The organism is Paenibacillus sp. B-A-8, from assembly GCF_048572915.1.
GTDB lineage: Bacteria > Bacillota > Bacilli > Paenibacillales > Paenibacillaceae > Paenibacillus_AQ.
Window position 1 is genome coordinate 6,368,124 of the sequence record NZ_CP183882.1, and the last position, 25,031, is coordinate 6,393,154.

Consider the following 25,031-nt stretch of genomic DNA (forward strand, 5'->3'; position numbering starts at 1 on the left):
CATAAGAAACACCAAACAGCAAGTCCCCAAATCACAGAAACTTGCTGCTACAAAAATCACACGCGATGAAATTAATATACAGTGAAAAACGCTAATTACTCTCCCACCAATGCTCGGTATCCGGCTGCATCAAGCAGACCTTTTACAGCATCAGCATACTCTCCGTCTACTTCAATTTCAAAGATCCAACCTTCGCCATACGGCTTATCATTGATTAGCTCTGGACTTGCTTCTAATCCGTCATTAATCTTGGTAACCGTCCCAGAGACGGGTGAATACAATTCCGATACAGTCTTAACGGATTCGATACTACCTACGCTGTCACCGGCTGAAATGGCCGAGCCAACTTCTGGAAATTCCACAAATACGATATCGCCTAACAAATGCTGAGCATGATCCGTAATCCCAACACGTACTACGCGTCCTTCCACTTGCTGTGCCCACTCATGCTCTTCGCTGTAAAGAAGGTTATCTAAAACTTCACTCATTTCAAGCCGCCTCATTTCCAAATTGGAATTCTAAATTTAGTTATAGCCTAAGTGATCCCAGAGCATAATGTCAATATTACTAACAGTAAAATAAATTTGTCGTTTTTTTGACTTTTTCTTGTTGACAGCGCCCTCCTATACCCGTTTAATGGAGACATACAAGAAGAAACGACGTTGTCGTCTTTTTATAGACGATAACCGTTTCTCGAAGAAATATAAGGATAATGTATAATGTGAAACATATACTTTCTTATATTTGAAACAAATACAGTTGCGGATGATGGCATAGGGAGAGACTGTCTCACTTGAAGACGGCGCCGAAGGAGTAAACCCTAACAGGGTGAATCTCTCAGGCAAAAGGACCTTTGTCGGACGTATCTCTGGAGAGCATCAGACGCAGGGCGAAGGTGCGTCAGGTCACCAACGGGGAAACTTGCAGGTTAGTTACGCAGGGTAACTCTCAGGTACAAAGGACAGAGCAGAAAGCGATTAGTGCATTTATGCATGATTGCTTCTGCCTGTCCTTTTTTCGTATGTAATCAGATCAAGGGGAGTGACGACATGGATGCTTTGAAAAGAACGCCTTTTTATGATCTCTATTCCGCTTATGCGGAGTCCAGATGCATTGATTTTGGCGGCTGGGAGCTGCCAGTACAATTTACAGGTATCGTGAAGGAGCATGAAGCCGTTCGCCAGCAGGCTGGACTGTTCGATGTATCGCATATGGGTGAATTCATGGTGATCGGGAGCGGTGCAGAAGCCTTTTTGCAAAAGATGACGACTAACGATATCAGCCGCCTCACCGATGGTGCGGCACAATATACGCTGCTCTGTTATCCAAACGGCGGAGTTGTAGACGATTTACTCGTGTATCGACTAAGCGAGGGTCGTTATATGCTCGTCGTTAATGCCTCCAACATCGATAAGGACTTTCAGTGGCTACAGGAGCATCTGACCTCTGAATTCGGTGAAGTCACACTCACTAATGTCTCCGACGAGACGCTTTTACTTGCCTTGCAAGGTCCGCTGGCAGAGACTATACTCGCGAAAGTTACTGATGCTCCTATCTCAGCCCTCAAGCCTTTCCACTTCATCGAACACGCTACCGTCTGCGGTGTAGAAGTATTGATCTCCCGTACAGGTTATACCGGTGAAGATGGCTTCGAAATCTACGCTTCGCTGGATGGTGCAGGAGCATTATGGAACGGGCTTCTTGCTGCGGGTGCTCCTCATGGATTAACACCTGCTGGCCTGGGCGCACGGGATACCCTGCGTTTTGAAGCGAAATTGCCGCTGTACGGTCAAGAACTGTCAGCTGATATCACGCCGCTTGAAGCAGGATTGCAGTTCTTCGTGAAACTAGACAAAGCAGACTTCATCGGTCGTGATGCGTTAGTGCAGCAAAAAGAAGCCGGTCTTCCCCGCCGCCTTGTCGGCCTGGAAATGATTGATCGAGGTATTCCGCGCTCCCATTACCCCGTCTATGCAGACGGCGTTAAAATCGGAGAGGTCACAACCGGAACACAATCGCCAACGTTGAAGCGTAACTTGGGATTGGCTCTGCTTGATACAGCTTATAGTGAAATAGGCACAGAGGTTTACGTAGAGATCCGCGGCAAACAGCTTAAGGCTGTCGTGATTAAGGCCCCTTTTTACAAGTATAAACGTCTTTAGCGTCCATATAAGGACGGTGAGCTTTTAAGCGAGAAATAGAAGGATAAAGTATAGCCTGAAAATTGTACTTTCTTATATTTTAAAAAAAGCCAAGGAGTGAAACCTTAATGAAGCACCGTTATCTGCCCATGACTGCACAGGACCGCGAAGAGATGATGGAAGCCGTCGGGATTCAGTCCATAGATGAGCTGTTCTCCGATATTCCTGAAGCCGTCCGTTATCAAGGCACTATGCCGATGTCTGAACCACTCGATGAATACGCCCTGCTTCGTCACATGAAAGGTCTGGCTGACCAAAATGCCGACTTTGATTCTCACGCCAGCTTCCTCGGCGCCGGATTATATGACCATCACATCCCTGTGGTGATCAACCATGTCGTTTCCCGTTCTGAATTCTACACTGCCTACACTCCTTATCAACCGGAGATCAGCCAAGGTGAGCTGCAAGCGATCTTCGAATTCCAATCCTATATTTGTGAACTAACCGGTATGAAAGTAGCTAATGCCAGTATGTATGATGGCGCAACCGCATTATCCGAAGCAGCAGTCCTCGCAGCTGGTGCTACCAAACGCAAAAAAATAATCGTCTCCCGCACCGTTCATCCTGAAGCACGTCAAGTGCTACGCACATCAGCTAATGCCTGGGGTCTTGAAGTGGTGGAGATTGACTATAAAGACGGAGTTACCGATCAGGCGATGCTTGCTGAAGCCATTGATGGAGATACCGCAGCAGTACTGATGCAATCGCCTAACTTCTTTGGCTGCATCGAAGACCTAAGCTCCGTTGAGCCGCTAATCCATGCGGTTAAAGGATTGTTCGTCGTCAGTGCAAATCCGATTGCTCTTGGCGTACTTGAAACACCGGGTAAGCTTGGAGCCGACATCGTAGTCGGTGATGCTCAGCCACTCGGTATTCCAGCCTCCCTCGGTGGTCCAACTTGTGGATTCTTCGCCGTAGCGGAACATTTGATGCGCCGTATGCCGGGCCGTATCGTCGGTCAAACCGTTGACCGTAACGGTAAACGCGGCTTCGTTCTGACACTTCAAGCTCGCGAACAGCATATTCGCCGTGAAAAAGCGACATCGAACATTTGCTCCAATCAGGCGCTGCTAGCTCTTTGCGCATCCGTCTATTTGTCCGTTATGGGCAAAGAAGGTATGCGTGAAGTTGGTGAGTTGAACATTCGCAAAAGCCATTACGCCGCTAATAAACTTAGCGGACTAACAGGTACTGAGCTTACCTTCTCCTCCCCATTCTTTAACGAGTTTGTCGTGAAGCTTCCTGAAGGAAGCAGCGTGAGCGCAATTAATTCCAAGCTGCTGAAGGAAGGTTATCTCGGCGGTTATGATCTGGGCCGTGATTATCCTGAACTTTCTGGACAAATGCTGATAGCCGTTACGGAAAAAAGAAGCAAAAACGAAATCGATCAATTCGCTAGCGCACTGGAGGGCTGTTTATGAAACCGGAGCAAAGTCTAATTTTTGAATTAAGTCGTCCCGGCCGTTCGGCCTATTCCTTGCCACTTTGCGATGTGCCGCAGGAAGAGAGTATTGAAACGCTCATTCCGCAAAACCTGCTACGTAGTGAACCCGTCGTACTCCCAGAAGTATCGGAAGTGGATGTCATTCGCCACTACACTTCGCTTTCACGCCGTAACTTCGGTGTAGACAATGGCTTCTATCCGCTAGGTTCGTGTACGATGAAATACAACCCGAAGATTAACGAAGATGTTGCACGCATCGTAGGCCTAGCTAAAATCCACCCGTATCAACCGGAAGAAAGTATTCAGGGCGCACTGGAATTAATGTATACCCTGCAAAATGACTTGTCCGCATTAACCGGCATGGATGCTGTATCTTTACAGCCAGCCGCAGGTGCGCATGGTGAATGGACCGGTCTCATGATGATCCGCGCCTACCATGAAAGTCGCGGCGAGACCCGCACGAAGGTTATTGTGCCGGATTCCTCGCATGGCACCAATCCTGCTAGTGCTTCAGCAGCAGGACTTGAAACGATTACGATCCCTTCCACGGATAAAGGGATGGTTGATCTTGAAGCACTGAAAGCAGCGGTCGGCAGCGACACAGCCGCACTGATGCTGACTAACCCAAGCACACTCGGCTTGTTCGAGACCCAAATCGTCGAGATCGCTGAGATCGTGCATGAAGCAGGCGGCTTACTCTATTACGATGGAGCCAACTCCAATGCTATTATGGGCATCACCCGTCCAGGTGACATGGGCTTTGACGTTGTGCATTTGAATTTGCATAAGACAATGAGTACCCCGCATGGCGGCGGCGGCCCTGGAGCCGGACCTGTAGGTGTAAAATCCATTCTGATTCCGTTCCTACCACAACCAACTGTGGTGAAAAACGAAGATAGCAGCTTCTCGCTCGACTTCGGCGGACCTGAATCCATTGGACGCGTGAAAGCTTTTTACGGAAACTTTGGTATTCTCGTTCGTGCCTACGCCTATATCCGTACCTATGGTCCAGACGGACTGCGTGAGGTATCGGAAAATGCTGTGTTGAATGCGAACTATATGATGCATCGCCTGGCGCCATATTTTGAAATCCCATATCCGGGTGTATGTAAGCATGAATTCGTAATGTCCGGCAAAAATCTCAAGCAATATGGCGTTCGCACCTTGGATGTTGCCAAACGATTACTCGACTTCGGCTACCACCCGCCAACCGTGTACTTCCCATTGACGGTAGAGGAATGCATGATGATCGAACCGACGGAAACCGAAAGCAAAGAAACGCTCGATGGCTTCATCGATACGATGATCCAGATCGTGAAAGAAGCGCAGGAGACACCGGAAATCGTAATCAACGCACCGCATACCACAGAGATCAGCCGATTGGATGAGACACAGGCAGCTCGTAAACCGGTATTAAATTGTTCTTGCGGTTAAGTTCTCTATATTAACAAGTAACAATAAACAAGGCTGAAGCCTGGTGTTTAACACCTGGCTTCAGCCTTGTTTATCTTTTATCAGATAGCATTCTTGTCCTAATAGTAAGGAACAACGGCGTGGATCAGATTTACCTGAAGTGCCTTTAGGACCCAGCAGATGCTATTCGTCCATTTACTGGCTTATTGAGTTACTATCGGACTCCTGAGTCCGATGCATCATTGGAGCAACAAAAAGAGCCATGATTCACACTTCGTTCCGAGAAGAGTTCATAAACAGGAACATCCCAACAGCATTATCATAGCCGTTGGGACACCCTATTCCTCTAATCGATATTACGCACCATGCGTCGGAGTTTCAGCTTTCACCACGCCTTTGCGCTCCTTAGCAGATTTACGGAAGTAGAACAGTTCGTAAATCGCTGGAACTACAACCAGCGTAAGCAGTGTTGCCGCAGTTAAACCGCCGATGACTACAATCGCCAAGCTTTGTGAGACGATGCTGCCCATCTCGGCATGGCCGAACAGCAGCGGAGTCATGGCGCAAATGGTGGCGATAGCTGTCATCAGAATCGGACGCATCCGTGTTCCGGCCGCTTCCAAAATCGCTTCGCGAATACTCATATGCGCTTCATTCTGCTTAATACGGTCGATAAGCACAATCGCATTCGTGACGACGATACCAATCAACATTAACGCTCCGAATAAAGCGGTAAAGTCAGGCGTTACACCAGATACAATCAGTCCAACAATCGCACCAATCGCAGCTAGCGGCAAGGAGAACATGATTGCCAGCGGAGCACGAAGGGTTTTGAAGGTGAGGACCATGATCAGATACACCAACCCGATGGAGATCAGCGCTGTCATACCAAGGTCAGCGAAATCCTCTGACTGATCAACCGAGGCTCCGCCTGCAAACAGAGTCACACCCTTTGGAAGGGTAAGACTATCGGTTTCCTTTTTAATACTCGCCCCGATTTCAGACACTTTCTTCGGATCAACTTCCGCTGTTATTCTCGCATATGGCTTTCCATCTTTATGGAACAATAAGGCTGGTTCATTCCGAACCTCATAGGTTGCGAGTTGGGACAGTGGCTTTGGACCTTCAGCAGTCATAAGCGTCATTGCCTTTAAATCCTGCTCCGACTTCGGCTCAGCCATAGGATCCAACACTACTCCTGCAGGAGTACCGTCCAGCTCGATCTGCCCCATAGGGATCGGATTCAGCATAGCCGACAATTGCATGGTAATTTCTTGTGCATTTGTCTGAGCCGGATCTACCTTAAATGAAAATACTGGTTTGGTATCCTCCATATTGCTGCTGACCTTCTGAATACCCTCCACAGTTTTCAACTTATTCGTAACTTCAGCTGCAACAGCAGTAATATCTGTAAGATTATCACCCACGATATCAATATACTCGCTGGTAGAGCTTGAACCCATCATACTCATCTCGTTGGCAACGAGTGTTGCTCCAGCGTAGGAATCCTTCACATCACGAACATAATTGATGAACGCCTCAGCATCCGCACCTTTTTTCATAACAACGGTATAATCCACCAAGGTTTCCGAGCTGACAGTTCCCCACTGGGCCGCATCCGCACTGTTCCCTGACTGCATGATCACCGTTTCCGCTTGTGGCTGTTTCATCAAATCTTGCTCTAACTGTTTTCCTTTTTCCAAGATCTCTTTAACAGGGACATCCTTAGGATAATTTAATTGAACAGAGACATAGCTGGCATCTGAAGCATCAAGCGCACCTTTTGGCATAGTTACATAAGCTGCGATTGAGCCAATCAGAAGAAGAAGACCTAGTGATAAAGTGATCCATTTCCGGCGCAGATTCCAATCTAGGAATCGGGTGAACCATTTAGATGGCTCGTGCTCTTTCATTGAAGTTCTTCTCAGCAGCCATGAGCCTAACAGCGGAACCACCGTCAAAGCTACAACGAGTGAGGTTAGCAATGAATACGTGACCGTTAAGGCAAACGGCAGTAGAAAAGCCTGCAAACTACCACGCAGAAGACCCATCGGCAGAAATACCGCTACCGTTGCAATCGTCGATGAAGTAATCGCTCTAGCCACTTCCCCGGTTGCGCTTATAATCATTTCACGGGAGAAGGGTTCTTTTTGCAGCCTACGGTAAATGTTCTCGATCACTACGATACTATCATCCACCAAGCGACCGACCGCAACAGCTACACCTCCGAGTGTAATGATATTCAGACTTATGCCGGATATATCAAGCAGATATAGGGTAACTGCTAAAGAAAGCGGGATAGAAACCGCCGTAATCAGTGTTGCCCGCAGGTTGCGCAAGAACAACAGAATCACGATCGTAGCGAACAACGCGCCGAGTAATACTTCACGCATCATACTGTTCACTGAAGTAACCACCATATCTGATGTGCTGAATACCACCGCTGCTTCCGCGTTTGGAATGGTTTTGTTAATATGAGCTATGGTATCCTGAATATGATCTCCAACACTCACTGCATTCGCATTTGCTTCTTTGGTCACTATGGCGAAAAGAACATCTTTCCCATTCGAGCGGCTAACGCTTTCTTGATCTTGCTTTAATTCAACGGCAGCGATATCCTGTAGCTTAACGCCCGCAGAAACAGGGAGTTTTTTTAACGTATCGATACTATCTATCGTCGAAACCACGTTAACGTTACCTGTCTGGCCACCAATCGTCTGCTCCCCAAGAGATGCTGAGACATTACGTCCTTGAAGTAACCCTAGGACTTGAGGTGTTGTAATTCCCTTCTCAGCCATTAATTTTGGATCTAGCTTCACTCGCACTTGCGGAGTAACTTTACCATATAAGGCGACGTTAGCTACACCTTCTGCTTTTTGCATTTCCGGTATGATCGTTTCTTCCGCAAGCTTAAGGTTTTCTTTGGTCAGACCTTCGTCAAACGAAAGAGTAACCTGTGACACTGGAATCATGGAAGTATTCAATTGAAGTACAAAAGGCGCCATTACCCCTTCAGGGAACTGCAACGAATCTACAACCTTTTGGACCTCCCCAGCAGCATCCTTCATATTTGTTTTTGAATCATAAAAAATATTCACCTGTGCGTATCCGTCTCCGGAAGTGGACAGTATTTCTTTCTTCCCCTTAACAAAAGCGGCCCCAGCCTCAATCGGCTTCGTAACCTTCGTCTCCATCGCATGGGCATCCTGACCCGGCCCAAGCACCGTAACAGTCACTTGAGGATTATCTGCCTCCGGCATAAATTCCATCGGTAGCGAAGTATAGCTCATCCCTCCCACTACAAGAGCCATGACCACTAAAAGCCCCACCGCAGCCTTGTTACCGAACGACCATTTGGTTAACCATTTCATTTTCGTTTCCCCTTCCACCCCATATATTTCTGGTACTCCTCTTATGACTGCCTCATTATGTATTATTTTCCATCCCGAGATTTAGTTTAGACATTTTTGGCCGAAGTCAAAACAGCCCTACGGCTGGTTTTATACTCCGTCTTAAGGCGGGGACCTTCTCCTTCCGAAGTACAGGACGTTAGAGTTGCAAAAAAAAAAGGGTGCCCCATGAGCCATGTAAATGGCTTCGGGACACCCTTTTGCTATGATTTTTATTTTTCTCCCGCGCTTACTGGATCACGGAACATATATTTTAAGAGCGGCGGTGTTACAAGTGTAGTTACAATGACAACAATAATTACGGAAGTAAAATACTGCTGCTGTAACAAGCCGCTTTGCAGACCTGTTGCCGCGATGATCAACGCAACCTCACCCCGCGAAATCATCCCTGAACCAATAATAAGCGACGAATGGTTATTAAAGCCTGTAAGACGCGCACCCAGACCGCCACCAAACAACTTGGTCAGAATGGCGACAACAGCCAGCAAGAGCACGAACCCGATTTGACTGCCAACCCCTTCAAAGGAAACATTAAGTCCGATACTTACAAAAAAGACCGGAACAAAAATCGAGTACGCTATAGGCTCAAGCTTGGTTTCCACCGTATGTTTAAAAGAGGTTTGAGATATAGCAATCCCAGCCGCAAAAGCACCGATGATGCCTGCCATCCCCATAATTTCAGCAAAATACGCGAACGCAAAGCAAATCATTAGCGCCGCTGCGATAACAGCCTCCGTCACCTTTAGCGGAGCCATCCATTTCATAACCCGAGGCACAACGAACCAACCCACAACAAGCGCTACAGCGAAGAACAATACTTTTTTCGTAATCAAAAGACCAATGGACACTGATTCTCCTGTGCCGAAAAAGCTCATTAATACAGCGAGCAAAATAACAACCAGAATATCATCGACTACAGCGGCTCCCAGAATGGTAGAACCTTCACGTGTATTCAACTTATTCATATCCTTCAGTACCTGAACCGATATGCTGACCGATGTTGCACTAAGAATGACGCCCATAAACATAGCATTATGATAAGCAAAACCAAACATTTCTCCAATGGCGAATCCACCTAGAAAAGGTAAAATAATACCTCCGACGGCTACTGCGAAAGCTGATTTCCAGTTTTTGCGCAGTTGATCCAGATCCGTCTCAAGCCCAGCGATAAACATTAATAATAGAACACCGATCTCCGAAAAATAATGAATAAACTCTCCATTCTGAATCCATCCCAGTACGGCAGGGCCCAGTATAATACCGACAATTAACTTACCCAGTACCGACGGTTGTCCCAGTCGCACAGATAAATCACCAGCTAGCTTGGTGAATAGTATAATCAGCATAAGATATAGCACAAACTCCATGTTTCATCCACTCCCTTGTTGTATATAAGAACTGCCAACCAGGGACATCCCAAGCCAAAAAAAGACAAAGAGGAGCCCTTGTTGACAGGCTCCTCCAAAAAACAAAAAATTATTCAATTTAACATTATTAAATATATTATAACCGTAATATAAAAGACTGTAAACAAGATACGCCGATAATATACAATATGCAAATTTTAGTTAATAAAGAATCAGCTCACTATTTTAGATAGAACACTTCGTTTAAGGGCTGCATCGGCACCTCATCATTGAAATCAAATGAGCCTTCAACCATCTTTGAAGTAATGGCATTCCATCGGTTGCAGGCGTCACTTTTAGCAATGTAATCGAAAGCCGCTTCAGTATCCTCACATTCAAAGCAATAAAAAAACTGATTGCCATTCTGAAAGATAGAATAGTTAGAAATACCAGCCTTACTGTGCTCCTCCAAAACTTCTGGCCAAGGATTTAAATGCATGGCTACATACTCTTCCAGACATTCTTCCTTCACCCGCCATGTCCAAGCCAATTTATTGCTGCTCATCTGTTCATCCTCCTAGAAATGCCCTCTATTGTACATAATAAGAATCAAATACATTTGATACCTATTATTGTACCTGAAGGAAACAGGTCAGGCTATGAATATCTAACATTCCATTTCAAAATACCTAAGCGTTGATTCCTGCTTGGCTTGGACGGAGAATGGCAGAACCAATTGCCAGCAGCACAGCGGCCATAAGTCCTAAGATGGCAAAAGGTAACCATAACTCATTCCAGCCCCCACCGGTTGCAGCGATATCAACGGCTTGGATGGCCCATTTTTGCGGAACAAAATTAGCAGCCTTTTGCATATAGTCCGGCATAATGGATAAGGGCCAGAAGCAGCCTCCAAGCATACAAGTGGGTGTGATAATAAGGGAATTCAGCATACCTGCATTATTAGGATTACGAATTAACCCCGCCACTGTACTCGCGATTCCCATGGACACCAGCATAAATGCCGCAAGAACAAGGAAATATAGATAGATTGGAACTTCATAATCATAGTGCAGCACCCAGCGACCTAAAGCCAGCACTACGACGATCTGAATCATCCCGACCATGAAGCTGCCCAGAAAATTACCAATCGCAATTTCGTAAGAACGAACCGGAGCACTGAACATCCGCATCATGGTTCGTCCTTTTCGATCATCCATAATCAACGATACAGAACTCGTGACTAGGCTCATGAGGAACATTAGTGTTAAACCTGTAACAACTCCTAGTCCCTCCCGAGGATACAAATTATAATCGGTTCGGATGCTACCTATACTATGCTGTTCCGCTCTTTGCATAACAGTAGTGAACTGTGCGTCAACATCACTAGATCCTTCATTTGCTGCTCCAATATTCGCGGCGGTACTCCGCATCTCATCAGCGATCGCACTTGCTTTTAATTTGATCATAACAGAAGTTTCATTCGTCTTAAGCTCATATACACTAATTTGTGGTTCTTCCCCGGCAAGTAGAGCTGAAGTGAACCCTGCTGGAATCAGAATCCCCGCTTCTCCATTCTGATCTACAACACCTTCTCTTAAAGCAATCTCGTCATTCTTTTCTACAAATTTATATTCACCGGAATTTTTTAGTTCAGTGAGCAAGTGCTTACCTGCAGCCCCGTTATCCATATTGGAATACAATACAACCGCTGGGTTCTCCCCCATCGTTCCAGTAACGGAGACAATACCTGCAAGTACAATACAAGGAAGCAGAATATATATAAGCACACCCTTCCTAGTACCAATGGTTCGTTTCACCATGTTCCAGCCAATCGTTAAGATTTTATCCATGATAACCCACCTTCCGGTACGAGATTGCTGCTGCACTGAACAACACTAGACAGATCAGCGATAAAACTCCCAAATTCGGCATGATTTGTGATACATCAGCATGTAACATCATTTTCAAAATCGCCTGCATTGCCCAATGGTTAATTGTAAAAGCCCCTGCAGAGTTCACCCACGATTCTGGAAGTGGAGCCATCCCTCCACTAATGAAGGTCATACTTACTGTAAGCAGTGTAACGATATTTCTTGCGCTTGCTCCAGTCTTACTGAACATAGAAATAACGATAGATAATGTCATCGAAGCCACAATCATCAGTAGGCAAAATAGGAGTAACAAGCCCGGCCGATTTCCCCAATTTACACCGAAGAGCACATTCGTTAGAATAATAATCGCTGCGCACTGCACTATACTTACGACACCTACACCAAGCATTTTACCAATGAATAGCTCAGATCCTTTAACGGGCATTGAATTTATCCGGAAGAGGGTATGATTTTCTTTTTCATTAAAAAGAGAAGTACAAACCGTCAAGCCGCTATATAGCAGGAACATCAGCATCATAGATACTGCATAGAACTGTGAAGAAGTATATGAATACCCTCCCTCGCTCAATTCTCCAAGTTTTACGGAAGGCTGATTACTGGTGGAATTAGGTGCCATAACGTTTAATGCTGCCGGACCCAGTGTCAAAGCTACAGACTGTTTATAATTAAGAGTCTTTAAAAAGTTATCGAATACCGTTCCTGCCACTCTATTGTCTGTACTTTTTTTGCCAAGTATAAACTCCAGCTGTGCGGCTTCACCATTCTGAACCTTACTATCAAAGCCTGGAGGGACAACAACCGCATAGCCATATTTTCCTGTTCGTAGACCGCTTTCTGCTGCCTCTCGACTATTTACTATAATCGGGGTAATAATATCCTTAAGTGATGTTGATTTCAAAAAGCTGTCCATCATCGTTGAGCTCTCATAGCCTTCGCCAGAAAGATTAACAACAGCCACTCGCACAATATCGATATTAGAGGAGCCTCCTTTATCACCAACGACACCGGAGAGCGAAGCACCTAAGAGAAAGATCAATAACAGGGGCAGTAAAAACATATTTAATATCATAGAGCGTGAGCTAAATAATCTTCGCAGCTCATAGATCATAATCGTCCAAGTATTCATCAAAATAATCCCCCCTTTTTAGTCTCGTAAGGTACGTCCGGTCAAGCTTAGAAACAAAGTCTCCAGATCAGGTTCTTCAATATTTAGCGAGCCGATAATCCCCTTATGTTTGGCAAAAATAAAAAGGATATCCTGCAGTTCCCCTTGTGAAGAGGGCAAGTACAGCTCGACTACTTCTTCCTTTGCTTCTACGCGTCTAATTCTAGGGTGAAGCGCCAGCTCTTGGATAAGCTCCGGTGTGATATTAGCAGCTTTAATGACGATTTTTTCTTCCTTGGCAACGCGTTCCCGCAGTTCCTTCTCTGTACCACAAGCAATGATATGTCCTTTATCCATGATGGCTACCCGATCACAAATGGCTGCAACCTCCTCCATATAGTGACTGGTATAAATAATAGTTGAGCCGAGCCGATTCAGCTCCTTGACCGATTCAAGGATATGATTGCGAGATTGTGGATCGATCCCCACCGTAGGTTCATCCATAATAATCAACTTTGGACGATGCATGATGGCGCAGGCAATATTCAGACGTCTTTTCATTCCCCCGGAGAATGTTGAGGGCTTCTCTTTAGCACGATCGCTAAGACCTGTGAAAGCAAGAGCCTCTTCAACCCGTTCCTTCAAAAGCTTGCCGCGCAAGCCATATAATCTTCCGAAAAAGGTAACATTATCCGCCGCTGACATCGTGTCGTATACGGCCAACTCCTGTGGAACCAAACCAATTCTTTTCTTCACCTCAAGTGATTTCGAAGACACAGGTAGACTGTCGATGACAATGTCTCCTCCGTCAATTTTAAGTAAGCCACAGATCATACTGATCGTTGTACTTTTACCCGCTCCGTTCGGGCCAAGCAAGCCAAAGATTTCCCCTTCTTCTATCGTCATATTCACATGGTCCACTGTTAATTTACCTTCATATCGTTTCACCACATCGGTTAATACGGCGATTGCCATTCGATCATCTCTCCTGTCATTTGCGCTTCTATATTTCCAATTTTATACTACATTTCATTCTACAGGAGGTACGAAAGGTCATCTTTTGAAGGTGACTAAAGTCATCTCCTGAAGTAGTAGGCTAATATGCTAAGATTAGAAGAAACCCTGTAAAGGATGTCTTAGGCGTGACTAGAGAGCTGAATCTATTGCGTTACTTACTCATTATAATTCCAGCTTGTATTAGCATTTACATCTATCCATATGCCGATTATGGAATCTTCACACTGCATATTCTGATGCTTCTATTCCTTGTGGTCATGGTACCAAAGCTGCCCCAATCCCTTCATCCCTTGATAAGCATCATTGAAGTACTATTCACCGCCTGGTTATGCTACCAATACGGCAGTATAATGATTTTTCCAGCGATCTCGGCCTTACTTTATTATTCTAGACTTAAGCCCCAAGCCGTGCCGCTCGTGTTTACGGTTGTGCATCTGATTACCCTGAACATAGCGCTTCGGGATTCTCCACAGCTCATCATTACGTTCATCAACATTACTTTTCTGCTCATCGCCTATCTCAACGAATTATTACAGCGGGCTGGTCGGGGCCGTGAGAATACTCTCCATCTATACGATGAGCTCCGGAAAAAGCATTTCGAGCTGGATGAAGCCCGCAACCGACTGCTGGAGTTTAACACCCAAATAGAAGATGCAGCCCAGTCCAAAGAACGGGTCCGCATCTCACGCCAGCTCCATGACGATATCGGTCACCGCCTGATTCGTATTAAAATGATGATGGAAGCCGCGCTGCACACCTTACCCACCTCGCCTGAGAGCGGAATGCAAATGATGGAGCTCATTCGAGATCAGCTGTCAGCTAGCATGGACGATATGCGCTCCGCAGTGAAGCGTATCAACTATACGCCACAACTAGAGGGTGCTTACGCGTTAGATCGTCTGCTTGAGGAGACAGGACGCGATACGGGAATCGAGACCTCATACCAAGTACTTGGGATACCTTATCCGCTATATCCTAGTATCCAGGTGATCTTGTATAAGAACGCCCGTGAGGCCATAACCAATGCTCTGCGTCATGGAAAAGCAACAGCAATCTGGATTACGGTCGACTTCAGTCATACTGGAATTACGATGGAAGTTAGCAACAATGGAACACTTTCCGAAGAGAATAAGCTAACTACATTGCCGGGAAGTGGTGGTGTCGGAATGAAAGGAATGTTAGAACGAACGCATTTGATCGGCGGAACCTTGGAACTGCGGCAGGAGTCTCAATTCACAGTTGTTACACGATTGCCCATTTATAAGCAGGGAGAGATTGTATAGGGAAGATAGTACCCATGGTTATATAGAAAACTAAATTCGATCAAGGAGACTTGCTAATGATTAAAGTGATGATTGTAGATGACGACCCTTTTATTCGCCAAAGTCTAAAGCTACTACTAGAATTGGACTCGGAGCTTAAAGTGGTCGGAGCTGCGAGTGATGGAAACGAGGCCTTGAGCTTACTCCAGACTGGAGATGTAGCTGATGTGGTTCTGATGGATATACGGATGCCGGGCTGTGATGGTGTTGAAGGAACAGAGAAAATTAAGCAGGCTTTTCCTCAGGTTTCGATACTGATGCTAACTACTTTCGATGACGATGAGTATATCATTGAAGCGCTACGTAACGGAGCCAGTGGATACTTGCTCAAAAACATACCGCCAGACCGTATCATACAAGGCATCAAAACGGTCAATGAAGGTAATATGCTAATTCATCCCGATATCGCGCGCAAACTGGCAACCTTCCTACAGCCTGCATCCCGTCCTGAATCTCCACAGGCACAGCCGCTGGAGTCCTTCGGACTGACTAAAATGGAATTGGCTGTCGTCGCCTCTATCGCTGAGGGGCATACCAACAAAGAAATCGCCGGACATCTGTTCCTAAGCGAGGGTACGGTCAAAAATTACATAACGGATATTCTAAGCAAATTACAGCTGCGAGATCGAACGCAAATTGCGATTTTCTATTTAAGAGGTGGGCGGGGGTGAAGTAGGCGGTTTGTTCAAGTTGATTTTAAAATCTTCTATTTTTGTTTTCTTTCAAGAAAACAAAGCTTCCTGTTTCACAGAGCTGACTAATAAAGCTTCATTTTCAGTCTTGGTCAATTCTTCTTTTGACAATTGTCCTGATATTAAAGTTAGTTGATGCATACCTCCACAATCGCCATACTACAAAAAAAGCCCGGACTCTATTTCCAGAGTCCGGGCTTAACTTTAGCTATCCTTCCGCTGATTCCTTCTTGGCTTTAGCGGCTTTGTTCCGTTTGAGTCGGCCGTTCGGAAGATTGCGGCTGCGAGTACCTGTCTTCATCGCGATGATACTGAAGATGCTAGAAGGCTTCGCCTCCGCAGTAACCGCTCCATCTGTCTCCGGTACCAGAATGATCCCGAGCTGATGATGGTCCCCGTCGTAGATAGGGCTCTGAAGGTATTTGCTCTCCCCTTCACGGTTCTGCACCTCCAGCTTGCAGAACGCTGGATTCATGCGCAGCGCCTCATGTAGCTGCGCGGCATCGGTCAACAGGACCCCGTTGACCTTCAGTAAGATCTCGCCGGGCAGGATGCCCAGCTCCTGCCCGGGACTGCCCGGCAGCACGGCCAGCACCTTGCGGCCGCGCGGTGGATGCACGAAGATGGGGCTGATGCTGCGCTCTTCCAGAGCGCTGTACCAGCTTAACCCTTCGTGCAGCACCATTGCTGCGAGCGCCGCGAGCAGGGTCAGCGGGCTCCACCAAGCGGCAAGCAGGCTTAAGCCGAGCAGGACGATGCTGTAGATCAGCAGCCGTCCTGAAGTGCGGGCCGCCTTGCGCCCGGGCAGCATGCCCTGCGTCATCTCGCTGAAGCCGATGATGACGGGCAAAGAGACAATGCCAAGCCCGCCGCCCAGCAGCGGCTGCCATGGCAGATCCGTTCCTGCACCCGAAGGGATCAGCAGGAACAGCGGCAGCGGCCAAAAAGCCTGCAGCTGATAGCCGCCGACAACCATGCCGCGCTTGCCCTTCAAGAAGAGGGGCGTCGCAAGCTTCGCCCCTTGCCAGCGGGCCAGCAGCGCCTCCGCCATATGCAGCAGCGCAGCTAGCACTAGCAAGGCTGGAATATCCATCTCCCGTATGGCTGTTGTAATGTTCCCGACCGTTCCGCTATGTAAGGCATCTGGAAAGAAAGACAGTACAAATTGAATCACGCCCAGTAGACCTATAGAATAAGCAAAACACAAATACCTCACACGCAATAGCGATAACAGCACACTAACTACCCAAATGCAGGCTACAGCTGTACCTGATAAGGAAACCCCTAACAATATGGCTGCAATAGAAACCACTAGTCCCATCACCAGCCCGCTCCACACCGTTCGCCACGTTTCTTGACCCCAGCTATGTAACTTCACATGAATCAGCTTGCGTTCTAATGCCACCTGCCGACGGTAATACAATGCAATAAATATAATAGCAATATAATAATATGGCTGGATCAGCAAGTGTAAGAACGCAGTGCCCAAGCTTCCTAACAGTTCCTGAATCACATTCAAACTGTTCGTCACACTCCTTCCTTATCTACAAGAAAACTTTCATGAACCCTTGTTCACATACCAGAATAAATGTTCAGCCCTCTTATTCATACCTGTAAAGTGCAGCATTTTGTACAGATATCCTCTTCATTATACGCGAATACTGCAAATATACAGGAATAACCTCACCTATGGCTCGAAGGCTCCGCTACTGATTAGCCAACCATCAGCATTGAGCTACACCGTGTGTACGCTTATACCCTTGATCGATTCTTACAATTATAAAAAAAAGAAGGCTGAATTCAGCCTTCTTACTTTTTCGACGCTGCCGCCTTAATTTCCTTCTGAATTTCAGTAATCCCTCTATTCCGTTGGTTGTCGTTGGCAGGATCCTGAATCACTTTGATCAGTGCCACCTCCAGCGCCTCCGCCGTCTTGACATCAATCATGCCTGTGACTTGAAGTTTCGCTTCACTTTGGAATTTCTTCACTGCATTCTTAGTGCCAGCATCGAAATAGCCATCTTTGCGACCCGGCTTGTAGCCTAAGCCGTCCAGCATCGTCTGTGCACTCTTCACATCAGCATTGTTCATGTTATATTGCAGCGTCACACTCTTGTTAATCGGAGCCACTGAGAAGTAATCCGGCTGTGCTACTGCGATATCCGGTTTAATCCCCTTGCCATGAATCCACGTGCCGTCCGGTGTAAGCCATTTAGCAATGGTAACCTTCAGTAAGCTTCCGTCTCCTAGCTGTTTATCAAAGCTCGTCTGCACCGTGCCCTTACCAAATGAATTATCACCAATTAGCTTAGCTCCTGCTGACTGCTGCAAGGCACCCGCCAATATTTCTGAAGCGCTCGCGCTACCTTTATTCATCAGCACTACCACAGGATAAGCCTTGCTCGAGCCCTTGGAGGTACTAACTTCGCGTTTTTTATCTTTGTATTCTATTTGAACTATGTTTTTGCCGGCTGGAACGAACTCTTCAGCCATTTCAATAACAATCGGGAGAACACCGCCCGGATCATTACGGACGTCAATGACCAGTCCCTTCATACCTTGCTTCTCTAGCTTTCCAAGCTCTTCCTTGAATCGTTCTGCGGTATTTAGGGAGAACTGAGTAACCTCGATTACCCCTACTCCGTCTTTTTCCATGGTCGAGTAGACCGTCTCAAGCTTCACATCATCCCGGGTAAGTGCGAACTCCAGAGGCTCTGCAGAGCCGGAACGTTGTATTTTCAAAGTAGCCTTACTACCCTTAGGTCCACGTATCTTCGCAACAGCAGCATTTAGATCCATGCCTTCCAGCGATTCTCCGTTAACGGACAGAATGATATCTTTGGCCTGAATTCCTGCTTTTTCAGCAGGTGAACCCTTAATCGGGGAGACCACGACTACCTTGCCGTTATCTGAAGAGACTTCCGCACCGATGCCTGAAAAGGAACCTTCAATGCTTTCTTCAAACTTTTCGGCTGTTTCTTTAGCCATATAATTGGAATAAGGATCGCCTAGCGCTTCCATCATACCGTTGACAGCACCGTCTATCAGCTTCTCCCGATCTACTGTCTCGTAGTAATTACTCTCAATCAGACTGAGCGCAGTCCCAAGCTTCTGAGATTCCTTTTGTTGTAGACCTGTCACCTGCAACGCCGAGGCCAGTCCTTGTCCTGCAGCTTGTCCAAAGACATGAGTATAACCCGTCACGCCCAAGGTTACTAAACTACCACATAGCAAGGCGGCGACAATCATAAACGCCGCTGTGCTTTTTTTCAACATGATTTTCCCACCGTCCCTTCTTGTCCATCTCGTAAACAACACCTATGTCCGTCCTGAAAGGTACGGTATCCATTCCAGTATATACCGTACAATCAAATAATATGAGTTATGAGTTCCTTAAAAGTTAGAGATATGGCATAGGATTTACTGTCTTACCATCAATCCGCACTTCGAAGTGAAGGTGAGGACCCGTTGAATTACCTGTGGAACCAGATTCAGCGATTACATCTCCACGATTAACTTTATCCCCAGAACTAACCCTAATACCGCCTTTACGTATATGTCCGTAGAGGGTCCAAACTCCGCCTCCATGGTCAATAATTACACAATAGCCGTAACCACTCCACCATTCAGCTAAAATAACCGTTCCGGAATCCGCTGCATGAATACTGGTTCCTTGCGGAACCGCAAAGTCGACGCCAGTGTGCACTTTGCCTTTCTCACCTGTGATCGGATGTGTCCGTGGTCCAAAGGAGGACGAGATTCTTGCCGACCCTACAGGAAGTAGAAACGGTCCGTCTCCACCTGCATAAGCCGTTTCATTCGAGCTGGAGCTTGAACTGCTGCTTCTCTTGCTGGCAGCAGCCTTCTTGGCAGCCTCCGCAGCTCGACGAGCTGCTTCCGCCTTAGCTGCTGCTGCTTTACGAGCAGCTTCCTCAGCCTTGATCTTATCCTTTTGCGTTTCCAGTGCAGAACGTTCGCTTGCCAATTTGACCAGCTTCTCATTCTGCTCCTCACTCAAATCATCGCTTTCTTGAATTTGCTTGTCATAGAATGCGATAAGCTCTTGCTTCTCCGCTTCTTTTTCCTTGAGCAGACTTCTCTGTTGCTCCAAAGAAGTGTACAACTGCTTAGCTTGAGCATATTGCCCTTCAAGCTCCTGTTTCTTTTCTATCACTGTCTGCTTGTCCAGCTTATGTTGCACCAGCAGCTCCTGATCCTGATCCACGATCATCTTAAGTGAATCTGCACGGTCTAGGAAATCAGCAAAGCTTGTCGAAGAGAGTAAAACATCCAAGTAAGAAACCGCTCCATCGGTATACATTAGCCGAACACGGGACCCCAAGACTTCCTCTCTTGAAGCGACCCGCGCCTCTGCTTTATCCAACTCCGTTGCTGTAGCATTCAAAGATTGCTCTGTATCGGAAATTTTGGTTGAGATTTCGGTCATTTTACCCTTAACTTGATCTACCTGCTGCAGTACATACTGCAGATTGAGATTCGTCTTATTCTTATAATGCTGTGCTTCCTGCGTTTGGGACGCCGCTTTCTCCTGCTGCGCCTTAGCTTCCTGCACCTCTTTTTGCAGCTGCTTTAACTGCTTATCGATTTCGGCAACACTTGTTTTTTTGGCATATCCATCAGAGGGCTGGAATATAGTGACAGCTAGTAACATTACGGCTAGTCCGGCGGCAATCTTCTTCAACTCGCACTCCCCATCCTTCACTTTTTAATATTAAACTTTTAAGAACTTTCGAATAGAAACCGTACTTCCCCAGACGCCGATCAGCACGCCTAGCCCAACTAACACACCGACGATTTGCATCCAAATATCTCCGAATGGAATCAGCTGCAATTGGAGCATTGGATCTCCCTGTACGGAGGACTCCAACCCGCTGTAGCCCAAATATAAGATACCAGAGGTGACAAGTGATCCGATCAATCCGATCAGTGCCCCTTCTATAAAGAAAGGCCAGCGAATAAAATAATTTGTCGCGCCAACCAGCTTCATAATACCAATTTCCTTACGACGGGCAAGAATCGTAACCCGAATCGTATTGGAGATGAGGAACATAGACATGAGTGCAAGACCTGCAACAAAAATAAAACCAATATTACGTACAGCGCGCGTTATTTTGAACAAGGTTTCTATCGAGCCCTTGCCATATTTCACTTTGTAAATAGGCTCCTCGGTATGTGTCTTGTTGAGTGCTTCAATCTTTTCTGCCACAAAGGCTACTGTAGTAGGTTCAACAACTTCTACCTTAAGCGTATCCGGGAGAGGGTTATTGTCTTCATCGAACCCTTCCAGAAGCTCCGCTGCGTCCTCACCCATGTCTGCACGGAGATCTTTAAGTCCTTGGTCCTTGGAGATGAACGTAATCTTGCTGACCTCCGGCATATTGCCAATTTCAGTCTGCAAAGTCTCACGCATTTTCTGGTCTACATTCAGTGCCAAATGCACATTAATCTGTACCTGACTGTCTGCCTCATCCGCTACAGCATTCACATTAAGAACAAGAAGAATAAATACACCTAGGACAAAAAGAGAGACGACGATGGAAGTGATCGAAGCAATCGACATCCAGCCATTACGGAATACGCTTTTGAAGCCTTCCCGCACATGTCGCAAGAAGGTTTTAAAACTCATATCCATATTCCCCTCTCGCTTGGTCTCTAACAATATTTCCGTTCTCAATCGCAAGCACCCGTTTGCGCATTTTGTTCACGATATCTTTATTATGGGTAGCCATTACAATCGTTGTTCCACGAAAATTAATTTCGTCCAGCAGTTGCATTATGCCCCATGAAGTCTCAGGGTCCAAGTTGCCTGTAGGCTCGTCCGCAATAATAACAGAAGGGTTGTTAACGATAGCCCTTGCAATTGCAATCCGCTGCTGCTCGCCGCCAGAGAGCTGTGAGGGCTCACGATTCGCTTTATTTTTGAGTCCAACCAGATCGAGAACTTCATTCACACGTTTCTTGATGACCTTCTTCGGCGCTTCAATAACCTCCATGGCAAAAGCGACATTCTCATAAGCCGTCATCCTTGGCAATAGCCGAAAGTCTTGAAATACAACGCCGATATTACGGCGCACATATGGGATTTTACGTTGTTTAAGCTTCCCTATGTTAAAGCCTCCCACAGAAATTTGACCCTTAGTTGGCACTTCTTCTCTATAAATCAATTTCATAAAAGTAGATTTACCCGCGCCGGATGGACCGACAACATACACGAATTCATTGCGGTCAATTTTTACTGAAACTCCTTGCAGTGCGTGAGTTCCGTTAGGGTAGGTCTTCCATACATCTTGCATTTCAATCATTTTCTCACTTCCCAATTATGACATTTTCCACTTGTTTGAATCGACAGGGTCCAGCTTAAGTTTCCATAAACTTCAATATTTCCGCAATGTATCTATTGTAACAAATCTGTAACCGATTGAGTACCCCGTAACTGCTCCACTATTCGAAAGTTTTGTAGTGTCTGTACATATAAATAGAAAAAAGCACCTACGGTGCCTGCTCGCAGATGCCATCCAGGAAGGGGATTAATCATGAAAAAAATTCATCTAGCCCTCATAGTAGTCACTGCACTCATTCTTATCGGCTCATTAATATATGGGGGACTTCATCTATATAGCCACAATAACGCGCTTCCAAAAGGTACAACCCTTGCCGGATGGGAGGTGGGCGGGCTAAACATCACTGAGGTTCGTTCCGAACTGGAGGAGAAGCTCCATGCCCTTGAATCTGTCCCTCTCGTTCTGCAGGTAGAAGGGAATTCTGAGCTTACCCTCAATCTTAAACAAGCCGGAATGACCTATGCGGCCGCGGCTTTTGAGCAAGGACTACAGGATCTCACAGAAGGCAGTCTATGGAATCGGGTAAAAGCCCGTTACAGCTTCCCCCAGAATTGGAGTCTTGAAGCCCATCTGAATATCGCTCAATTAAAGACCATCCTAAGTCCCGCTTGGGAGAGAGAATCCTTTGGAGATCCGGTCGATGCTACGCGGCGAATTACGGGGGATGATCGTGTAGTATATACGCCCGAGAAGACTTCTCTTGAGGTAGACTGGACAGGAATGGTCACCTCACTGTCGGCTGCCGCTCCCACTCGGTTTAATCGTCTGATTACGCTCCAGGAGAAGGGGATTACTCTGGAAGTTCCATTAACTATATTACAGCCGGATATCACCCTAAACGCATTAAAAGAGCAAGGCATTGAGCGAAAAATCATGCAATTCAGCACCTCACTCGGCGCCAGTGGACCTGGACGAATCTACAACGTTGAATCAGCGGCCAAAGCTGTGAACGGAACGGTGCTCCCACCCGGAGCGGTCTTTGATTATGGCAAAGCTATTGAAAAAGCAAAAATAGAATATGGCTTCCGCGAAGCGCCAGTCATTGTGAACGGTAAGCTACAAGCCGGTGTCGGCGGCGGAATCTGCCAAGTGTCCAGTACACTGTACAACGCCGCTCTTCGTACTGGACTAGAGATTGTGGAGCGCCGCAATCACTCCTTGCCGGTCAACTATTTACCCAAGGGCCAGGATGCGACGTTTGCTGAAGGCTATATTAACTTCCGTTTTCGCAATACGACTGGCAAATATCTTGTCATTAAAGCAGCTGTGCAAGGCCGCTCACTAACGATCAAGCTTTTCGGTACCTTTCCGCAAAATGTTACTTATAAAGTCCATTCACAAATCGTAGAGGTGCTGCCTCCAGTCGACAAGTACGTAAACGACCCTTCCCTCCCTCGCGGAGGTACACGTGTTATTCAAAACGGGAAAACTGGCTATGTTGTTGAAACCTACAGCACCCGGTTAGTTGACGGTAAATCCACTGAGGTAAAAAAGCTGTCCCGCGATGTGTATTACGCACAAAAACGCTTAATCGCCATCAATCGTGGAGGCGTGAGCAAATCCGTTATTCCAGAAGCACCTAGAAAGCAGTTGGTAGAGGACGGCGTTCGAAGTGAATAGAGTACTTACAAAAAAACGGCCAGACCTCGTGAGGTTCTGACCGTTATTGCTTGTGAATCTATTTTACCTGTAGATGACCTTTCTCGCCTTTAAAATTTACGATTCGGGGGTACATTAGAAATAGACCTATAATCAGAAAGGATGAACAACATGTCAACAGCTCTTGTAAATGATCTTTCTAATATTGTCCGCAGTGCACCTGCTATTTTCGCCTCACGTACTTGTAGAGAAGCCCTTCGCGTAATGTTCCAGCATCCAGAATCGAAATGTATTGTCGTCTGTAATGCTATGAATGAACCACTTGGATTATTAATGAGCGAACGTTTCTTTTTAAAAGCTACAGGAAGATCAGGGGTGGATATGTTCTACAAAGAACCTGCCATGAAGCTTATGAGCAAAACACCGCTAGTCTATGATATCTCCACTCCACTTGATGTCGTATTCGCTACTGCTATGAACCGCCCAGATCCTATGAAGAATGATTGTGTCATTATTACCCGCAAAGGCAAATTCGCAGGCGTTGTTTATACCTCTGATCTTAAGCGCTGTTAGTTCATAACCCCTACTATCCTCTTTCCTCTAATACCTTTCCCTTTCCTCAGAAAAGAATATCCGGCGACATGTCGATTCTCCAGTATCCCTCCACTTTCTTCAGCTTCACATACACCGACTCACTGCTTCCCTGCGCTTCTGGATAAGGAACGGTCAGTTCAAATTCAGCGGTTGTCGCAGTCTTGGAGAGCATGCGGGCGGTGGCTTTTTCATACATTAATAGATTGCCCACATCTGCATTAACCTGCGACATTCTTCCGTTATGCTCTAAAAACTGTGTCTGTACATAATAAGCCGCAGCGTTGTGAGTGTACGCTTTTTTTATGTAATTCATTAGTTTCGTCTTGGTGCCAAGATCACTGGAAAGATAACGGTACTCCTGCGCTTTATATGTGAAGGTTTCTATCGGGAAGATATTGCCGCCTCGATTACTATAGAAATAAAGAGCTCTTGCATGGACTACGAGCGGAATGATACTTTTGACCGTCAAATTATTGATGGTAGCAGGGCCCTCTTTCCCAGGCGCAGACACAGCTACCTTCTTGATTTCCGTACTTCCTGCTGACGGTGAAGCTGCCATAGCTCCCCCACTTGCTGAGATCAGGCCTATGGAAAGGGCCAACGAACCAATCATCCACTTTTTGTTCATTCGGAA

Annotated in this window: 20 protein-coding genes and 1 riboswitch; of the genes, 7 read left to right on the forward strand and 13 right to left on the reverse strand. The window is 46.4% G+C overall.

What is annotated here, in order from left to right; all coding sequences use genetic code 11:
- Window positions 1-95: 95 nt before the first annotated feature.
- Window positions 96-488 (reverse strand): glycine cleavage system protein GcvH, encoded by a 393-nt coding sequence (gene gcvH, locus ACN6MV_RS28845; protein WP_042131286.1) that lies wholly within the window; start codon window positions 486-488, stop codon window positions 96-98.
- 277 nt (window positions 489-765) lie between these two features.
- Window positions 766-863, forward strand: a riboswitch (glycine riboswitch).
- Between the two features lie 186 nt (window positions 864-1,049).
- Here gcvH and gcvT point away from each other — a divergent pair.
- The 3 genes from gcvT to gcvPB all read left to right on the forward strand — a co-directional run bounded on the left by gcvT (window position 1,050) and on the right by gcvPB (window position 5,079).
- Window positions 1,050-2,162 carry a glycine cleavage system aminomethyltransferase GcvT gene (gcvT, locus tag ACN6MV_RS28850; protein ID WP_375104178.1) on the forward strand — a complete coding sequence of 371 codons (1,113 nt, stop codon included), beginning with the start codon at window positions 1,050-1,052 and terminating at the stop codon, window positions 2,160-2,162.
- 107 nt (window positions 2,163-2,269) lie between these two features.
- The gene (gene gcvPA / locus ACN6MV_RS28855; RefSeq protein ID WP_375104179.1) at window positions 2,270-3,622 is read left to right on the forward strand and encodes an aminomethyl-transferring glycine dehydrogenase subunit GcvPA; all 1,353 of its coding nucleotides are present in this window, start codon (window positions 2,270-2,272) and stop codon (window positions 3,620-3,622) included.
- On the forward strand, window positions 3,619-5,079 hold the full coding sequence (gene gcvPB / locus ACN6MV_RS28860; RefSeq protein ID WP_042131289.1) for an aminomethyl-transferring glycine dehydrogenase subunit GcvPB: 1,461 nt from the start codon (window positions 3,619-3,621) through the stop codon (window positions 5,077-5,079). Before gcvPA ends, gcvPB begins: the two co-directional genes overlap by 4 nt.
- Before the next feature lie 335 nt (window positions 5,080-5,414).
- Here gcvPB and ACN6MV_RS28865 read toward each other — a convergent pair whose 3' ends face one another.
- The 6 genes from ACN6MV_RS28865 to ACN6MV_RS28890 all read right to left on the reverse strand — a co-directional run bounded on the left by ACN6MV_RS28865 (window position 5,415) and on the right by ACN6MV_RS28890 (window position 13,786).
- Complete coding sequence (locus ACN6MV_RS28865; protein ID WP_419885353.1) at window positions 5,415-8,429, reverse strand: efflux RND transporter permease subunit; 3,015 nt, start codon at window positions 8,427-8,429, stop codon at window positions 5,415-5,417.
- A 251-nt stretch (window positions 8,430-8,680) separates the two neighbouring features.
- On the reverse strand, window positions 8,681-9,835 hold the full coding sequence (locus tag ACN6MV_RS28870) for a cation:proton antiporter (protein ID WP_419885354.1): 1,155 nt from the start codon (window positions 9,833-9,835) through the stop codon (window positions 8,681-8,683).
- 220 nt (window positions 9,836-10,055) lie between these two features.
- Window positions 10,056-10,379, reverse strand: a complete 324-nt coding sequence (locus tag ACN6MV_RS28875) for an L-rhamnose mutarotase (protein WP_076119142.1) — start codon at window positions 10,377-10,379, stop codon at window positions 10,056-10,058.
- 124 nt (window positions 10,380-10,503) lie between these two features.
- Complete coding sequence (locus tag ACN6MV_RS28880) at window positions 10,504-11,664, reverse strand: ABC transporter permease (RefSeq protein ID WP_042131293.1); 1,161 nt, start codon at window positions 11,662-11,664, stop codon at window positions 10,504-10,506.
- Window positions 11,657-12,832: an ABC transporter permease gene (locus ACN6MV_RS28885; RefSeq protein WP_419886831.1), complete on the reverse strand. Its 1,176-nt coding sequence runs from the start codon at window positions 12,830-12,832 to the stop codon at window positions 11,657-11,659. Before ACN6MV_RS28885 ends, ACN6MV_RS28880 begins: the two co-directional genes overlap by 8 nt.
- An 18-nt stretch (window positions 12,833-12,850) precedes the next feature.
- The gene (locus ACN6MV_RS28890; RefSeq protein WP_042131295.1) at window positions 12,851-13,786 is read right to left on the reverse strand and encodes an ABC transporter ATP-binding protein; all 936 of its coding nucleotides are present in this window, start codon (window positions 13,784-13,786) and stop codon (window positions 12,851-12,853) included.
- A 167-nt stretch (window positions 13,787-13,953) separates the two neighbouring features.
- Here ACN6MV_RS28890 and ACN6MV_RS28895 point away from each other — a divergent pair, with 167 nt between their 5' ends.
- Both ACN6MV_RS28895 and ACN6MV_RS28900 read left to right on the forward strand, forming a co-directional pair.
- A complete protein-coding gene (locus tag ACN6MV_RS28895) occupies window positions 13,954-15,111 on the forward strand; it encodes a sensor histidine kinase (protein ID WP_419885355.1) in 1,158 nt (385 codons plus the stop codon).
- A 56-nt stretch (window positions 15,112-15,167) separates the two neighbouring features.
- On the forward strand, window positions 15,168-15,821 hold the full coding sequence (locus ACN6MV_RS28900; protein ID WP_042131297.1) for a response regulator: 654 nt from the start codon (window positions 15,168-15,170) through the stop codon (window positions 15,819-15,821).
- 229 nt (window positions 15,822-16,050) lie between these two features.
- Here ACN6MV_RS28900 and ACN6MV_RS28905 read toward each other — a convergent pair whose 3' ends face one another.
- The 5 genes from ACN6MV_RS28905 to ftsE form a co-directional block, all read right to left on the reverse strand.
- Window positions 16,051-17,361, reverse strand: a complete 1,311-nt coding sequence (locus ACN6MV_RS28905; RefSeq protein WP_042131298.1) for a PDZ domain-containing protein — start codon at window positions 17,359-17,361, stop codon at window positions 16,051-16,053.
- A 290-nt stretch (window positions 17,362-17,651) separates the two neighbouring features.
- Window positions 17,652-19,118, reverse strand: a complete 1,467-nt coding sequence (locus ACN6MV_RS28910; protein ID WP_419885356.1) for a S41 family peptidase — start codon at window positions 19,116-19,118, stop codon at window positions 17,652-17,654.
- Between the two features lie 124 nt (window positions 19,119-19,242).
- Window positions 19,243-20,544, reverse strand: a complete 1,302-nt coding sequence (locus ACN6MV_RS28915) for a murein hydrolase activator EnvC family protein (RefSeq protein WP_042131300.1) — start codon at window positions 20,542-20,544, stop codon at window positions 19,243-19,245.
- Between the two features lie 30 nt (window positions 20,545-20,574).
- Window positions 20,575-21,489 (reverse strand): permease-like cell division protein FtsX, encoded by a 915-nt coding sequence (gene ftsX / locus ACN6MV_RS28920; protein ID WP_042131301.1) that lies wholly within the window; start codon window positions 21,487-21,489, stop codon window positions 20,575-20,577.
- Window positions 21,479-22,165 carry a cell division ATP-binding protein FtsE gene (ftsE, locus tag ACN6MV_RS28925; protein WP_042131302.1) on the reverse strand — a complete coding sequence of 229 codons (687 nt, stop codon included), beginning with the start codon at window positions 22,163-22,165 and terminating at the stop codon, window positions 21,479-21,481. The genes ftsX and ftsE overlap by 11 nt, the downstream gene beginning before the upstream one ends.
- Before the next feature lie 231 nt (window positions 22,166-22,396).
- On the opposite strand from ftsE, the gene ACN6MV_RS28930 reads away from it, so the two are divergent.
- Both ACN6MV_RS28930 and ACN6MV_RS28935 read left to right on the forward strand, forming a co-directional pair.
- On the forward strand, window positions 22,397-23,824 hold the full coding sequence (locus ACN6MV_RS28930; RefSeq protein ID WP_419885357.1) for a VanW family protein: 1,428 nt from the start codon (window positions 22,397-22,399) through the stop codon (window positions 23,822-23,824).
- A gap of 150 nt (window positions 23,825-23,974) precedes the next feature.
- Entirely contained in the window at window positions 23,975-24,376 is a 402-nt protein-coding gene (locus tag ACN6MV_RS28935) for a hypothetical protein (RefSeq protein ID WP_042131304.1), read from the forward strand.
- Between the two features lie 46 nt (window positions 24,377-24,422).
- Here ACN6MV_RS28935 and ACN6MV_RS28940 read toward each other — a convergent pair whose 3' ends face one another.
- Complete coding sequence (locus tag ACN6MV_RS28940; protein WP_052414757.1) at window positions 24,423-25,025, reverse strand: DL-endopeptidase inhibitor IseA family protein; 603 nt, start codon at window positions 25,023-25,025, stop codon at window positions 24,423-24,425.
- Between the last annotated feature and the right edge of the window lie 6 nt (window positions 25,026-25,031).

What these genes read in the sequence shown, in the direction of transcription:
- ACN6MV_RS28930 (WP_419885357.1), top strand. Translation starts at nt 22,397, where the DNA reads ATGAAAAAAATTCATCTAGCCCTCATAGTAGTCACTGCACTCATTCTT.
- ACN6MV_RS28875 (WP_076119142.1), bottom strand. Translation starts at nt 10,379, where the DNA reads ATGAGCAGCAATAAATTGGCTTGGACATGGCGGGTGAAGGAAGAATGT.
- gcvPB (WP_042131289.1), top strand. Translation starts at nt 3,619, where the DNA reads ATGAAACCGGAGCAAAGTCTAATTTTTGAATTAAGTCGTCCCGGCCGT.
- ACN6MV_RS28885 (WP_419886831.1), bottom strand. Translation starts at nt 12,832, where the DNA reads ATGAATACTTGGACGATTATGATCTATGAGCTGCGAAGATTATTTAGC.
- gcvH (WP_042131286.1), bottom strand. Translation starts at nt 488, where the DNA reads ATGAGTGAAGTTTTAGATAACCTTCTTTACAGCGAAGAGCATGAGTGG.
- gcvPA (WP_375104179.1), top strand. Translation starts at nt 2,270, where the DNA reads ATGAAGCACCGTTATCTGCCCATGACTGCACAGGACCGCGAAGAGATG.
- gcvT (WP_375104178.1), top strand. Translation starts at nt 1,050, where the DNA reads ATGGATGCTTTGAAAAGAACGCCTTTTTATGATCTCTATTCCGCTTAT.
- ACN6MV_RS28910 (WP_419885356.1), bottom strand. Translation starts at nt 19,118, where the DNA reads ATGTTGAAAAAAAGCACAGCGGCGTTTATGATTGTCGCCGCCTTGCTA.
- ftsE (WP_042131302.1), bottom strand. Translation starts at nt 22,165, where the DNA reads ATGATTGAAATGCAAGATGTATGGAAGACCTACCCTAACGGAACTCAC.
- ACN6MV_RS28900 (WP_042131297.1), top strand. Translation starts at nt 15,168, where the DNA reads ATGATTAAAGTGATGATTGTAGATGACGACCCTTTTATTCGCCAAAGT.
- ACN6MV_RS28890 (WP_042131295.1), bottom strand. Translation starts at nt 13,786, where the DNA reads ATGGCAATCGCCGTATTAACCGATGTGGTGAAACGATATGAAGGTAAA.
- ACN6MV_RS28935 (WP_042131304.1), top strand. Translation starts at nt 23,975, where the DNA reads ATGTCAACAGCTCTTGTAAATGATCTTTCTAATATTGTCCGCAGTGCA.
- ACN6MV_RS28865 (WP_419885353.1), bottom strand. Translation starts at nt 8,429, where the DNA reads ATGAAATGGTTAACCAAATGGTCGTTCGGTAACAAGGCTGCGGTGGGG.
- ACN6MV_RS28940 (WP_052414757.1), bottom strand. Translation starts at nt 25,025, where the DNA reads ATGAACAAAAAGTGGATGATTGGTTCGTTGGCCCTTTCCATAGGCCTG.
- ACN6MV_RS28870 (WP_419885354.1), bottom strand. Translation starts at nt 9,835, where the DNA reads ATGGAGTTTGTGCTATATCTTATGCTGATTATACTATTCACCAAGCTA.
- ftsX (WP_042131301.1), bottom strand. Translation starts at nt 21,489, where the DNA reads ATGAGTTTTAAAACCTTCTTGCGACATGTGCGGGAAGGCTTCAAAAGC.
- ACN6MV_RS28880 (WP_042131293.1), bottom strand. Translation starts at nt 11,664, where the DNA reads ATGGATAAAATCTTAACGATTGGCTGGAACATGGTGAAACGAACCATT.